General features: G+C 72.3%; 8 protein-coding genes. All 8 read left to right on the top strand.

Going from position 1 to position 14392, the window contains the following annotated elements:
- The first annotated feature begins 443 nt into the window (after positions 1 to 443).
- The 8 genes from ACFZAX_RS12865 (at position 444) to ACFZAX_RS12830 (ending at position 14390) form a co-directional block, all read left to right on the top strand.
- A complete protein-coding gene (locus ACFZAX_RS12865) occupies positions 444 to 1913 on the top strand; it encodes a non-reducing end alpha-L-arabinofuranosidase family hydrolase (RefSeq protein WP_390961239.1) in 1470 nt (489 codons plus the stop codon).
- 302 nt (positions 1914 to 2215) lie between these two features.
- Entirely contained in the window at positions 2216 to 2977 is a 762-nt protein-coding gene (locus ACFZAX_RS12860; RefSeq protein WP_390961238.1) for an isocitrate lyase/phosphoenolpyruvate mutase family protein, read from the top strand.
- 835 nt (positions 2978 to 3812) lie between these two features.
- Positions 3813 to 5813 carry an AMP-binding protein gene (locus ACFZAX_RS12855; protein ID WP_390961236.1) on the top strand — a complete coding sequence of 667 codons (2001 nt, stop codon included), beginning with the start codon at positions 3813 to 3815 and terminating at the stop codon, positions 5811 to 5813.
- Between the two features lie 113 nt (positions 5814 to 5926).
- Positions 5927 to 6805: a diiron oxygenase gene (locus tag ACFZAX_RS12850; RefSeq protein ID WP_390961235.1), complete on the top strand. Its 879-nt coding sequence runs from the start codon at positions 5927 to 5929 to the stop codon at positions 6803 to 6805.
- Positions 6805 to 7065: an acyl carrier protein gene (locus tag ACFZAX_RS12845; protein WP_390961234.1), complete on the top strand. Its 261-nt coding sequence runs from the start codon at positions 6805 to 6807 to the stop codon at positions 7063 to 7065. The genes ACFZAX_RS12850 and ACFZAX_RS12845 overlap by 1 nt, the downstream gene beginning before the upstream one ends.
- Positions 7058 to 7900 (top strand): aminoacyl--tRNA ligase-related protein, encoded by an 843-nt coding sequence (locus ACFZAX_RS12840; RefSeq protein WP_390961233.1) that lies wholly within the window; start codon positions 7058 to 7060, stop codon positions 7898 to 7900. Before ACFZAX_RS12845 ends, ACFZAX_RS12840 begins: the two co-directional genes overlap by 8 nt.
- A complete protein-coding gene (locus ACFZAX_RS12835) occupies positions 7897 to 13470 on the top strand; it encodes an amino acid adenylation domain-containing protein (protein WP_390961231.1) in 5574 nt (1857 codons plus the stop codon). Before ACFZAX_RS12840 ends, ACFZAX_RS12835 begins: the two co-directional genes overlap by 4 nt.
- A complete protein-coding gene (locus ACFZAX_RS12830) occupies positions 13467 to 14390 on the top strand; it encodes an EamA family transporter (protein WP_390961230.1) in 924 nt (307 codons plus the stop codon). The genes ACFZAX_RS12835 and ACFZAX_RS12830 overlap by 4 nt, the downstream gene beginning before the upstream one ends.
- Positions 14391 to 14392 lie beyond the last annotated feature (2 nt).

The following is a 14392-nucleotide window of genomic DNA, read 5'->3' as shown; positions in this document are numbered from 1 at the left end:
GACCGGCCGGGTGGCAGTGATCGGCCGGAGTCGACGTGGTGGGGCGTCCCGGACCACGTCGGGTGTCTCAGACAGGGATGATTGAGGTTTTGACGGCTGCTCGTCAATACTTCGCACAGATATTGTGCACGCTAACATTGCGAAACTTTTTAGGTGCGGGTGAGTGCATCCGCAGGCGCGCGTCATGCTCACCAGCGGTCGACCCGGTCCTGCTTTCGGGCTTTGACCGCCCGGATTGACGGCAACACTGCCTACGCCGGGGCGGACTCGGTCGCGGGAAGATCTGCCGCACACCTTGACTGCGAGCGCTCACATTCCTAGCTTGTGGCGTCATGGGAAACGAAGCTTTTGCGAAACTTATCGAAAAGGCTTCGCTCTTCTCCCACCCCCGCACCGCGGCCCGTCGGGTCACCTCACCCCACCCCCTCCCAGGAGGTCCTTCGATGTGGTTCCGCCACGCGTTCCCGGTCCGCCCGGAACGCCTACTCGCCCTCCTCGCACCCCTGTTGCTGGTGGCCGGCTTCCTCGGCGCCCAGCCGGCCCACGCGGCGACCGTCGATACCGGCGCCTCGTACGTACTGGTCAACCGCAACAGCGGCAAAGCCCTGGACGTCTACAACCTGGCGACCGAGGACGGCGCCCGCATCGCCCAGTGGGCCCGGAACGATCAGGCCCAGCAGCAGTGGCGGTTCACCGATTCCGGGGACGGCTACTACCGCGTCAAGTCCGTCCACTCGGGCAAGGTGCTGGACGTCTACAACTGGTCCACCGCGAACGGCGGCTCGATCGTCCAGTGGACCGACCTGAACGCCACCAACCAGCAATGGCGGCTGGCCGACAGCTCGGACGGATACGTGCGGCTCATCTCGCGGCTCAGCAACAAGGCCCTCGAAGTGCAGGGCGCCTCCACCGCCGACAACGCGAACGTCGTCCAGTACGACGACTGGGGCGGCACCAACCAGCAGTGGAAGATGGTCAAGGTCGGCGGGGGCGACACCTCCGGCACGTGCGAACTTCCGTCGGCCTACCGCTGGTCGTCGACGGGCGCGCTGGCGCAGCCCAAGCAGGGATGGGCCTCGCTCAAGGACTTCACGGTCGTCCCCTACAACGGCAAGCAGCTCGTCTACGCGACGACGCACGACACCGGGTCGAGCTGGGGTTCGATGAACTTCAGCCCGTTCACCAACTGGTCGGAGATGGCATCGGCCGGCCAGAACACGATGTCGTCCGCGACCGTCGCGCCCACGCTCTTCTACTTCGCTCCGAAGAACATCTGGGTGCTCACCTACCAGTGGGGCGGGACCGCCTTCTCCTACCGGACGTCGAGCGACCCCACCAACCCGAACGGCTGGTCCGCCCCGCAGGTGCTCTTCTCGGGAAGCATCAGCGACTCCGGAACCGGACCCATCGACCAGACGCTCATCGGTGACGGTACGAACATGTACTTGTTCTTCGCCGGTGACAACGGCAAGATCTACCGGGCCTCCATGCCGATCGGGAACTTCCCGGGCAGCTTCGGGACGGCCTCCACCGTGGTCATGAGCGACACGACGAACAACCTGTTCGAAGCGCCGCAGGTCTACAAGCTGCAGGGGCAGAACCGGTACCTCATGATCGTCGAGGCGATCGGTGCGCAGGGCCGCTACTTCCGCTCGTTCACGGCCACCAGTCCGAACGGGTCGTGGACACCCCAGGCCGCGACCGAGAGCAACCCGTTCGCGGGCAAGGCCAACAGCGGTGCCACGTGGACCAACGACATCAGCCACGGCGAACTGATCCGCACGAGTGCCGATCAGACGATGACCGTCGATCCCTGCAACCTGCAGTTGCTCTACCAGGGCCGCAGCCCCAGCTCCGGGGGTGACTACGGCCTCCTGCCCTACCGGCCGGGCCTGCTGACACTGCAGCACTGACAGGACGGCACGGCCGGCTCGGTCGCGTACCGGGCCGGCCGTGTTCTCGGGCCGGATCGCCTCGGCGCCGCCTCGACCGCATCCACGGCCCGGCAGGACCCCGTTCGGGCGAAGGCCGACGCGAGAAGAGCGGCGGTCGGTTCACGTGGCGGGAGAAGCCGGGCTTGCATGTCCAGGCGGCAGAACGTACCGGGACCGGGCCTCCGTCCACCATGCGCGCCGCACGCCGCCCGCACAGAACTGCCCGCCTCACCGCAGGCCGGCTCCGCAGCCGGGCACCGTCCGGCGGTAGCGTGCCGATCATGGACTTCCGCACCGCCGTCGAGCGCGCTCGACGCCTCCAGCAGCTGCACGCCGAGCACGGACCACTCGTGCTGCCGACCGTGTGGGACGTCTGGTCCGCGCGTACAGCAGTCGCCGCCGGCTTTCCCGCGCTGACCATCGGCAGCCATCCGCTCGCGGACTCCCGGGGCGCCGACGACCAGGAGGGGCAGACCTTCGAGGAGGTACTCTCCGCCGTCCGGCCGATCATCGCCGCGGTCGACGTCCCCGTATCCGTGGACCTGGAGGCAGGATACGGACAAGAGCCCGCTGACCTCATCGCCGGTCTCGTCGAGGCCGGCGGCGTCGGTCTGAACCTCGAGGACACCGTCCACTCCGAGGACGGCCGAGTGCGCAGTACGCAGGAGCACGCGCGCTACATCGGCGGCCTGCGCGCGGCGGCCGACAACGCGGGCATCCCGGTCTGGGTCAACGGGCGCACCGACCTCTTCCTGCACGCGGCGAACCCCTCCGACGTCCTCGACGAGGCCATCGAGCGCCTGCGAGCCCTGGAGCAGGCCGGTGCCGACAGCGTCTACCCGGTGCGCATTCAGGACGACGACGAGCTGCTCACAGCTGTGACCAGCGCCGTCGCGGTCCCGGTGAACTCCACCGCACATCCCGTCAAGCACGATCTCGAGCGGTTCCGGCGTCTCGGCGTCGGCCGGATCACCTACGGCCCGCTGCTGCAGTTCGCGATGACCGACGCGATGAAGGGCATGCTCGGGCCGTGGGCCCCCTGACGGGGGCACCGACCGCGGGGAGGAGCCCCGCGAGACTCAAGGTGCCTCCGCCGTCCTACGGCCGCGCCCCGCCATCCACGTCGGTGCGGTCGAGCGGGGGCCGGCGCAGGGGCCGCAGGGCGAAGCCACATCGGCTGGATTCGCCCCGCGCATGGGGACGGTGAAGCCGTTCGCGCGTCCCTCCTCACGGATTTTCTCCGGGCGGACGGCGGCTGGACCCACGGCAGCGGTGGGGACGGCTGATCGGGCTCGGAGGGCGCGAAGCCGATGGCGCCGTCCAGGAGGTCGGTACCGCGGGACCACCGTCTCCCCGCTCAGCACGGAGGCGAGGAACTGCGTCAGGGTTCCGGCGCGCCCCTCCCCCTGGTGCGCCGCCGCCCGCCGGCGCCACGGCCGGTTCCCGTCGCCCACCGCGTTCATGTGTCATGTTTCGGACAATGTCGGGGCCCCGTCCGCCCCGGAGCCGTCCCGCGCGGCGCTCCGGCCCTGCCGGGCCGGCGGCGCGGGCGCTCGGCGGAGGCGGCGGGCGTTCCCGCGTGCGGCCCCGGCGGAGGGTCCGCGGCCTGCGCAGACGACGGACGGCCGGGGCATGCGTGGGGCGCGACAGTGGGGCATCCGGAATTCGGCCGGTGCTCGTGCGGTGCCGGCGACACCATGCGGCAATACTGGCGAAACGATCGAGGAAAGTGCCGAAGTGGCAGGATTTCAGTGGCCATTGATCGGTGAAACCATCGGCCCCGTTGACGCCCCGTGGGGAGTGTTTTAGCGTTGCGCCTCGTGCGACCAGCCGGTGGCTAGAACACGGGTCTTATCGCGTCCCTGAGGAGCGGTGAGCATGTTTGCAGCAGAACAGATACCAGCGCTGTCGGATCGTGAATTCCCCACGCTCGTCCATGTGCTCCGGCACCGGGCGGACAAGCAGCCGGACGACACCGCCTACGTCTTCCTCATCGACGGTGAGGAGGAGGAACTGCGCATGGGGTACGGCGATCTCCTGCGCGCCGCCGCAGGGGTGGCCGGCACGCTGGCCGCCCGGCACCGGCCGGGCGAACGGGCGCTGCTGCTCTTCCCGCCGGGGCCGGACTACGTCGTCGCGTTCTACGGCTGCCTCCTTGCCGGCATCGTCGCCGTGCCCGCCTATCCGCCCCAGGACGCCCGCGGCCTCGGGCGGCTGGGCGCCATCGTGGCCGACGCGGGCGCGAGCATCGCGCTGACCACGAAGGACCTGCTGCCGGTCGCCCGCACCGCGCTGCGGGCGCCGCTGGCCTGGATCGCCACGGACGCCCCGCCGGGGGAGACCGCCGAGGCGCCCGCCGCCGCGGACTCCGTCCGTCCCGAGCCCGGACAGGTCGCCTTCCTCCAGTACACGTCGGGCTCCACCCGGCTGCCGCGCGGGGTGGTGCTCACCCACGCGAACCTCATGCACAACGCGGAAAGCATTTACCGGGCATTCGCCGGAACGCCGCGCGACGTCATGGTGAGCTGGCTCCCTCCCTACCACGACATGGGCCTCATCGGTGCCATTCTCGCGCCGCTCCACGGCGGTTTTCCCGCCGTTCTGATGGCGCCGCTACATTTCCTTCAGAATCCTTATCGGTGGCTGCGGGCGATATCCGTGCACCGTGGCACCATCAGCCCGGCCCCGAATTTCGGTTACGAATTATGTATCCGTAAGATCGACGACGAGCGACTGGCGTCGCTCGATCTGTCCTCCTGGCGCGCGGCGGTGAACGGGGCCGAGCCGGTGCGGGTGGAGACGGTCGAGCGGTTCGCGCGGCGGTTCGCCCCGGTCGGCTTCGACCCCGCCGCCTGCCGCCCCAGCTACGGCCTCGCGGAGGCGACCCTGCTGGTGACGGGTGACCCGCTGGGCGAGGAGGTCCGGCGCTTCCCGGTGGAGGGCGTGGAGAGGATCGCCTGCGGGACGGCCCGGGGCGGCCAGTCGGTCGTCGTCGTGGACACCGCAACCCTCGCCCCCGCCGCACCGGGCCGGGTCGGCGAGATCTGGGTGGCGGGTCCCAGCGTCGCCACCGGCTACTGGGGCCGCCCCACCGAGAGCGAAGCGCTGTTCGGTGCGACCCTGCCCGACGGTCGTGGCCCCTACCTGCGCACCGGCGACCTCGGGGCGCTGGACGAGCACGGCGCCCTGGCCGTCACGGGGCGGCTCAAGGACCTCATCGTGCTGCGCGGCCGCAATCTCTACCCCCACGACGTGGAGAACGCCGCCGAGCTGGGGCACCCTGCGGTGCGTCCCGGCTGTGGGGCGGCGTTCTCCGTGCCCGTCGACGGCGAGGAACGGCTCGTCCTGGTGGTGGAGACGGCGGACGGCGCGGACCTTGAAGACGTCGCCCTGCACGGCCGGCGCGCGGTGTGGGAGGAGTGCGAGGCGGAACTCCACGAACTGGTGCTCCTGCCGCCCCGCACCATCCCCAAGACCTCCAGCGGGAAGATCCAGCGGCGCGCGACGCGCGAGGCGTACCTCGCCGGGGAACTGCCCCGGATCGGAGGACTGCGGCCCGGCGCGGCGGCGGATCCCGGAGGTCCCGACCGCACGCCGCCGCGCACCCCCCTGGAATCCCTGATCGCCACGGTCTGGGCCGAACTGGTGGAGCGGCCCGACGTCGGGGTCCACGAGGACTTCTTCGCCTCGGGGGCACAGTCGCTGCTGCTCGCCCGGCTGGCCGGGCGGATCGAGGCCGAGCTGCCGGTGCGCGTCACCGTCGGCGACCTCTTCCAGGCGTCCACCGTCGCCAAGCTGGCCGCGCTTCTGGAGAGCCGGCCGCTCGCCGTGGACGAGGACCACGCCGCCGGTCTTCTCACCCGGAGCGACGACGGCTGAGCCGCCCCGTACCTCCGCCCCGTACCCCCGCCCCAGGTCCGGCCGCACCGCGACCCGGCCGCCCGCCCCGCACCTCTCGTACGCACGCCGACCGCCGAACCGCAGGGGAGACCATGGACACGTCAGTGGTGGAGACGCTCGACCACCTGGTCGCCGACGCGACCGATCACCACTACAGCCCGTACACGCGCTTCGACTGGGTCGACGAACTCGCCGAGCAGCAGTGGTGGATGACGCCCGACCTGCTCAGCGTGGCCGGTACCCGGTACGCGCACGAGCTGGACGAGAAGCAGCTCATGCGGCTCAGCAAGTGGGAGAGCGTCAACTTCTTCAGCCTGAACATCCACGGAATCCGTGAGCTGCTCATCGAGGTGACCCGGCGCATCCACACCCCCGGGTTCGAGCTGCCCTCGGAGTTCTTCCACCGCTTCCTGGGCGAGGAGAACGGGCACATGTGGTTCTTCGCCCAGTTCTGCCTGCGTTACGGCGGCAAGATCTACCCGGACAAGTCGCTCCCCTCGACGACGGCGGAGGAGGACCGCGACGTCGCTCACTTCCTGGTCTTCGCCCGCATCCTGATCTTCGAGGAACTGGTCGACCACTTCAACCTCCGGATGGGGCGCGACACCACTCTCCACCCCCTGATCAGGGAGGTGAACCAGGTCCACCACGACGACGAGTGGCGCCACATCATCATGGGCCGCAAGCTCGTCGGGCTGCTCTACGAGCCGCTGCGCGAGCGCGGCGACCAAGAGCTGCGCGACCGCCTCGACCTGTACCTGCGGCGCTATGTCACCGCGAGCGTCCAGTCGCTCTACAACCCGTCGGTCTACCGTGACGCGGGCATCCCCGAACCCTTCGCCTTCCGCGAGGAACTTCTGGCGGACCCGGCGCGGAGCGGGTACCACGAGACCTTCTTCAAGCGCATCACCGGCTTCCTCACCAGCCAGGAGATCATCAGCGGCTCCCCGTTCGAGGGGGCCGGGATCTGATGGCGGACGACGCGATCGAGCGGGTGCGCGCCTGGTTGCTGACACGCAACCCCGAGGTGTCCGCGATCGGCTGGGACGAGGACCTCATCGACAGCCGGCTCATCGACTCCCTCGACTTCCCCCAACTGCTGTTCCTGCTGGAGGACCTGGCCGGGCAGGAGCTGGAGCTGACCGCGGAGAACGTCACCGGCTTCCGGACCCTGCGCGGCATCCGCGACAAGGTGCTGGCCGGCGTCACCGGTGGGGTGGGCCATGAGTGACCTCTACACCGCGCGCGGCGGACTCGTCACCCTGGGGCCGGAGCTCGTCCACCTCATGGACCTGCTGGACGGGCAGTTCCGGCGCTGGGCGGCCGAGACCGGCGCCGCCCCGATGCTCTTCCCGACCGTGATCGGCGCCACCGACCTGGCCTCCATCGACTACTTCGACAACTTCCCCCAACTGGCCCTCATGACAGCACCCTTGAGGCTTCCCGCCGAGGGGGGCGCGGACGGATCCGGCCCGCCGGTGGACGGCCCGGTGGTCGCCGCGGACCGGCTCGGACCGAGTGAGTACGGGCTGGTCTCCGCGGCCTGTTACAACGTCTATCTGCACCATCGTTCAGCCAGTCTCGCCGGGCCCACGTTCGTGACCACGGTCGCCAAGTGCTTCCGCAACGAGGACCACTACGACGGGCTGCGCCGGCTGCGCGGCTTCACCATGCGGGAGATCGTCTGCCTCGGCCCCCGGGAGGCGGTGCTGGACCACCTCGCCGCGTTCCGCCCGAAGGTGGTCGAGTTCGCGTCCAGGCTCGGGCTGGGACTGACCGTCGAGGCGGCCTCGGACCCCTTCTTCGAGAAGGACGGCGGAAGGGCGCTGCTGGCCCAGCTCTTCCCGGTGAAGGAGGAGTTCGTGCACGGCTCCACCCTGGCCATCGGCTCGCTCAACTTCCACCGCAACTTCTTCGGCGAGCGCTGCGACATCTCCCTGGCCGACGGAGGTCCCGCCTACACGGGCTGCGTCGCCTTCGGCCTGGAGCGGTGGATCGCGGCCCTGCTGGAGACCCACTCGGACCTCGACGACCTCCTCGTACGGGTCGCGGAGGCCACTTCGTGAGCGACCTCCTGGGCCGGCTGGCGTCGCTGCCCGCAGCGGAACGGGCCCGGCTGATGGCCCGGCTGCGGCAGGGGGGCACCGGTCCCGACGCCGGTCCCCCCGCAGAGACCGCCGCCGGTCCCGACGCCGGTTCCGCCGGTATCCCCGTCGAGGGTCCCGCCGGCCCCGCCGCCTCCGACGCCCAGCGGCGGCTGTGGCTGCTGCAGCGGCTCGACCCCGCGAGCCCGGCCCACCACCTGTCGGCCGCGTTCCGGCTGGCCGGGCCACTCGACACCGGGGCACTGGGCGCGGCGCTGACGGAGATCGGCGTACGGCACCCGGCCCTGCGCACGGGGTTCCGCGAGCACGGCGGGCAGCCGGTCCCGTACGTCGTGGAGCCCGCAGCCGTCGTACCGCGGACCGTCGACCTCGGCGCGCTGCCGCCGGAGGACCGGGAACCACGGGCCCACGCGCTGCACCGGGAACACGGCACCCGCCCGTTCGACCTGGAGCGCCCGCCGCTCATCCGGTTCACCCTCTTCCGCTGCGCGGACGACCACCACGTGCTGACGGTCGTCGCCCACCACCTGGTCTGCGACGGCTGGTCGGTGGCCGTCTTCGCGGAGGAACTGGCCGCGCTGTACGGGGCGTTCGCCGACGGCCGCCCGTCCCCGCTGCCGCCCCCGCCGGCCGCCCCGCCTGAGGAGCGGCGACCGGGCGACGCGGAATACGCCCGCTCGGCCGCGTACTGGCGCGCCGCGCTCGACGGCGACCTGCCGGTCCTCGACCTGCCCGCCGACCGGCCTCGCCCGGCCCGGGAGACCGTACGGGGCGCCCGCCACGGCCTCCGCCTCCCGGCCGCGCTGCTCGCCGAGGTGCGCGCGGCGGCCGGCCGGGACCGCTCCACCGTCTACGCCTTCCTGCTCGCCGCGTACGCCGTGACCCTGTACCGCGTCACCGGCGCGCAGGACCTGATGATCGGCGTGCCCGTCGACGAGCGCCGGGGCGCCGCCGAGGAGCGGCTCATAGGCTTCCACGTCAACACGCTTCCCGTGCGGGTGCGGCTGCAGCCGGACCAGACCCACACCGCCGCGGCCCGGCACGCGGGCGAGGTGCTCTCCGGGGCGCTGGCCCACGACCTGCCCTTCGGGGACATCGTCAGGGAGGTGAACCCGCCGAGGCCGCCCGGCCGTCCGGTGCTCCGGCAGACGGCCTTCTCCCTCCAGCCAGACGTCGCCGGCAGCCTCCGGGCGGGCGGAACCACTTTCGCCCCGGTCGCCCCGGACGCCTTCCACCTCGGCGTCTCGCCCCTCGAACTCACCCTCCATCTGCGCGAGCAGGACGGCGAACTGCTCGGCTGCCTCGAATACCGCACCGATCTCTTCGACGCGGTCACCGTCGCCGGATGGGCCGAGGAGTTCCTGGAGACCGTCCGCCGGGCCGTCCGCTTCCCGCGAGCCCTCGTCGCACCGCCCACGCGCGAGCCCGCCCTCACCCCGCCGGCCACGACCGCCGCGGCCCCCGAGGCCGCTTCGCCCGACGAGAGCCCGGACACCAACCTCACCGACAGTCAACTCGCCCTCTACTTCGGCAAGAAGACCTCCGGCGACGTGCGGCTCTACTACGAGAACGTCACCGCGCTCTTCACCCTCACCGGGGCCCTCGACCACCCGCGCTTCCAGCGGGCGTTCCAGAAGCTGGTGGACCACAGCGACGCCCTGCGCTCCACCTTCCACGAGGTGGAGGGCGTCCCGGTGCGGCGGGTGAGCGAGGCCGTGCCCGCCCCGGTGGACCTGGTGGACCTGTCCGGCGCGGCCGACCCGCGGGCGGCGGCCCTGGCCTGGGCCCGCCGGCGTACGACCACCGGCCTCGACCCCTCCCGCGCGGTGTTCGACTCCGCCCTGCTCCGGCTCGGCCCCGACACCTGGGCCTGGTACCTCGACGTCGACCACCTGGTCTGCGACGCCTGGTCCATGGCCCTGATCCTGCGCACCCTGTCCGACTACTACGACCTGGACAGGGAAGGGCGGCTCGACGAGGCCGAGCCGCTGCCGCCGTTCCAGGCGTACGCCGACCACGAGCGGGCGGGCCGCGGCAGCGAGCGCCGCCGGCGGGCCCGGCGCCACTGGGAGGCGCTCGCGGCCCGGCCCGTCGAGCGGCTCGCCTTCCACGGTCGCGAGGAGGACCTCGCGGGGCAGACCCGCACCGCCCGGATCAGCATCGATCTCGGCCCCGGACGCAGCGCCCGGATCACCGAGTTCGCCCGCGCGGAAGGGTACGCCTCGCCCGCCACCGCCTTCGGCGCGGCGCTCTTCGCCTACCTCCGCCGGGTCGGGGGCGGCGAACTCCTGCGCATCGGGACGCCGTTCGCCAGCCGTCCCGCGGAATTCCGCTCCACCGTCGGCCTCTTCATGAACGTCCTGCCTCTCCAGGTGCGCATCGACGGGGACACCACCCTGCGCACGCTCGCCCGGGAGGTCCAGCGCGCCTTCCTCGACGCGGCCCGCCACCAGGACCACGCCCCCCGGCACCGGGGCGGTACCCGTCTCTACGACGTCTACCTCAACTACCAGAACGCCGTGTTCGAAGGGTTCGGGTCCCCGGCCGGATTCGATCTCGTCGACACCGGTCACTCCCCGGACCGGCTCACCCTGCAGGTGCGCGAGCTGCGCCCGGACACCGGCGCGGAGCCCCGGTTCGTGCTGGACTTCGACTTCCGGACCGCCTGCTTCGACGAGGCCCAACGCGAACGCGCCACCGGCCACTACCTCGCCCTGCTCGACGCCCTGATCACCGACCCCGAAGCGCCGGTGTCCGCCCCGGCCATGCTGTCGGACGCGGAGCTGGCCCTCCTCGACGCGTACAACGACACCGCACGCCCTTACGACCTCTCCGCCCCCTTGCACGTACGGGTGGAGCAGCAGGCGCGGCGCACCCCCGACGCCCCGGCGGTGGTCTTCGAGGGCAGCACCCTCACGTACGCCGCACTGGACACGGCCGCCGACCGGCTGGCCCGGCGCATCCGGCAGGCCGTGAGGCTCTCCGGCGGCGGGCGGTTCGAGCCCGGCACCGCGGTGGCGGTCCACCTGGACCGGTCCGCGCACCTGGTCGTCGCCCTGCTCGCGGTCCTCAAGGCGGGCGGCGCGTACCTTCCCGTGGACCCGGCGACCCCGGCCGAGCGGATGGCGTTCATGCTGTCCGACGCCGGAGCGGCGCTCGTCCTCACCACCCGCCCGCTGCCGCGCGGCGGCCTGCCCGGCGGCGTCCCCGTCCTGCAGGTGGAGGAGGCCGGGCCGGGGAGCGCCGACATACCCGACGGGCCCGGGGGGACGGCCGACCCGGCGGTCATGGCCGATCCCGACCTGCCCGCCTACCTCATCTACACCTCCGGCTCCACCGGCGTCCCCAAGTGCGTCGAGGTCACGCACCGGGCCATCTGCAACCGGCTGCTGTGGATGCAGGAGACGTACGGACTCACCCCCGCCGACGCGGTGGTGCAGAAGACCCCCTTCACCTTCGACGTCTCCGTGTGGGAGTTCTTCTGGCCACTGATGGCCGGCGCCCGGCTCGTGGTGGCCCGACCCGAAGGACACCGCGACCCCGCCTACCTGGCCGGGCTGATCCGCCGCGAGGCGGTGACGACCGTCCACTTCGTGCCGTCCATGCTGCGCGTCCACCTCGACGACCCGGCGACCGCGGACGCCGGGAGCCTGCGCCGCGTCTTCGTCAGCGGGGAGGCGCTGCCCCCGGATCTGGTACGCGCGTTCTTCCAGCGGTACCCGCACCCGGAGGTCGAACTGCACAACCTCTACGGCCCCACCGAAGCGGCCGTGGACGTGTCGGCGTGGCAGTGCGCGCCCGAGGACGCCGACGGGCCGGTGCCCATCGGCCGCCCGGTCGCCAACACCACCCTCGACGTGCTGGACGACCGGCTGGGTCCGGTGCCCCTCGGCATCGTCGGCGAACTCCACATCGGCGGGGTGCAGCTCGCCGCCGGCTACCGCAACCGGGAGGAGCTCACCGCCGAACGGTTCGTCCCCGACCCCCGCCGGCCGGGCGGACGGCTCTACCGCACCGGCGACCTGGTACGCCAACGACCCGACGGCGCACTGGAGTTCCTCGGCCGGGCCGACGGGCAGGTCAAGCTGCGCGGGTTCCGGATCGAACTCGGCGAGATCGAGACCCGCCTGACCGCCCACCCCGGCGTCCGCGCCGCCGCGGTCCGCACCTGGCAGGACCGCCTGGTGGGTTACGTGGTGCCGGCCGCCGGAGCCGACGCGGCCCCCGGCCGGGACGAGCTGCGGGCCTACCTGGCGCGCTCACTGCCCGACCACATGGTGCCGGCCGCCTATGTGCCCCTGGACGCGCTCCCGGTCACCGCCAACGGCAAACTCGACCGCGCCGCCCTCCCCGAACCGGGCCCGCACCCGGCCTCCACCGCCCCCGGGACCGCCGCGTCCACGCGGACCCCGGTCCAGCGCGCCGTGGCGGAGCTGTGGGGGGGACTGCTCGGACGCGACCCGGACGCGATCGGCCCCGACGACGACTTCTTCGAACTCGGCGGCCACTCGCTGCTCGCCGCCCGCCTCGTCGCCGCGGTGGGCCGCCGCTTCGGGGTGCGGCTGCCGCTCACCTCCCTCTTCGAGGCGCCGACCGTGACCCGGTTCGCCGCGCTGCTGTCCGCCGGATCAGCGCACGCCCAGGTCCTCCCGCTGCGGGCGCCGGTGACCCCGGCGCCGCTGTTCCTGTTCCACCCCGCGGGCGGCGACGTCATGGCGTACCGGGAACTGGTCAGCCTGTTGCCGGGGGGACGGGAGGTGCTCGGTATCCGGTCCCGCGCCCTGTCCGGCGAGCCCGAGGCGGAGAGCTTCGCCGCGATGGCCGCCCAGTACGCCGAACTGGTCCGCGGCCACCGGCCCACCGGCCCCTACCACCTGGCCGGCTGGTCCATGGGCGGCGCCCTCGCCGTCGAGGTGGCGGCACTGCTGGAGGCGGCGGGCGAGGAGGTCGCACTGGTCGCGCTGCTCGACTCGTCCGTCCCCGGCGCGGGCGAACCCGACCCGCTGCTGGCCCCCGCCGTAGCCCTCGCCGACACCCTCCCCGACCTGGCAGTGACCCCGCGGGAAGCCGCCGGGCTCCGCGAGCGGCTGCGCGGACTCCCGCTTCAGGAACGGCTGAAACTGCTGGTCGCCCGCGCCGAGGAGCGCGGCCGGCCGGCCACTCCCACCGAGGCACTGCTGCACCAGGCGGAACTGGCCGAGCACCACGAGCAGGTGGTCCTCAGCCACCGGCCCACCGCCGTCGACGCCCCGCTCACCGTGTGGTGGGCCCGCGACCGGCTGCGCGAACCCCGCGCGGACTGGGCGCAGTTGACACGGGGCGGCATCCGTGAGGAGGCGACCCTCCCCGGCGACCACTTCACCCTGCTGCGCCCGCCGTACGTCACCGAGGTGGCGAGGCGGCTGGCGGCGGCCCTGGACCCGGGGCCGCCCCCGGCGCCCGGACCGCCGGACGGGGACGCACCCCCGCCGGTCTCCCACCGACCCTCCACCGGTAACGAGCCAGAACGAGAAGGAAGTGAACAGCTGTGACCTCTGCGCAAGCCAATCAGGGGACCACCCCGCCGCCGGAGAACCCCGCGCCCGCCGCGGGCACGCCTCCGCTGGCGGTCGTGGCGGGGGTGGTCACGGTCGTCCTGTGGGCTTCCGCGTTCATCGGCATCCGGGCGGCCGGCGACGACATCGACCCGGGCGCCCTCACCCTCGCCCGGCTGTTCATCGGAGCCGTGCTCCTGGGCGCGGTGGTCCTGATACGCCGGGTGCCGCTGCCTCCCCGCTCGGACGCACCACGCCTGATCCTCTGCGGATTCCTCTGGTTCGGCGTCTACAACGTCGCGCTCAACGCCGCCGAACAGCGCATCGACGCCGGCACCACCTCGATGATCATCAGCCTCGGTCCGGTGCTCATCGCCGTGCTGGCCGGGCTGCTGCTGAAGGAGGGGTTCCCCCGCTCGCTGGTCGTCGGCGGCAGCGTGGCGCTGGCCGGCGTCCTGCTGATCGGCCTGGCCACCTCCAGCAAGGGCCTGGACGCCGGGACCGGCAGCCTGCTCGCCCTGCTGGCCGCCGTGGCGTACGCGGGCGGCGTCGTCACCGAGAAGCCCCTGCTCGCCAACAGCTCGGCCCTCGTGGTCACTTGGCTCGCCTGCGTGGTGGGGGCGGTGCTGTGCCTGCCGTTCCTCCCGCAGCTCATCGACAACCTCTCGCACGCGAGCGGCGAGTCGATCGCCTGGACGATCTACCTCGGCGTCTTCCCGACCTCGGTCGCCTTCACCACCTGGGGCTATGCGCTGGCCCGATCCACCGCCGGGAAGATGGGCGCGCTCACCTACCTCTCGCCGCCGATCGCCGTCACCCTCGCCTGGCTGGTCCTCTCCGAGACCCCGCCGTGGCTGGCGATCGTCGGCGGCGCGCTCTCCCTCAGCGGCGTCGTCTTCAGCCAGCGCAAGAAGTGAGA

Origin of the sequence: Streptomyces sp. NPDC008125 (assembly GCF_042957125.1) — a bacterium.
GTDB lineage: Bacteria > Actinomycetota > Actinomycetes > Streptomycetales > Streptomycetaceae > Streptomyces.
The sequence above is the reverse complement of the archived record's forward strand: the minus strand, read 5'-3'. Positions and strand labels throughout refer to the sequence as shown.

Coding starts and splice junctions, on each gene's coding strand:
- ACFZAX_RS12845 (WP_390961234.1), top strand. CDS start 6,805: ATGGCGGACGACGCGATCGAGCGGGTGCGCGCCTGGTTGCTGACACGC.
- ACFZAX_RS12860 (WP_390961238.1), top strand. CDS start 2,216: ATGGACTTCCGCACCGCCGTCGAGCGCGCTCGACGCCTCCAGCAGCTG.
- ACFZAX_RS12840 (WP_390961233.1), top strand. CDS start 7,058: ATGAGTGACCTCTACACCGCGCGCGGCGGACTCGTCACCCTGGGGCCG.
- ACFZAX_RS12855 (WP_390961236.1), top strand. CDS start 3,813: ATGTTTGCAGCAGAACAGATACCAGCGCTGTCGGATCGTGAATTCCCC.
- ACFZAX_RS12850 (WP_390961235.1), top strand. CDS start 5,927: ATGGACACGTCAGTGGTGGAGACGCTCGACCACCTGGTCGCCGACGCG.
- ACFZAX_RS12865 (WP_390961239.1), top strand. CDS start 444: ATGTGGTTCCGCCACGCGTTCCCGGTCCGCCCGGAACGCCTACTCGCC.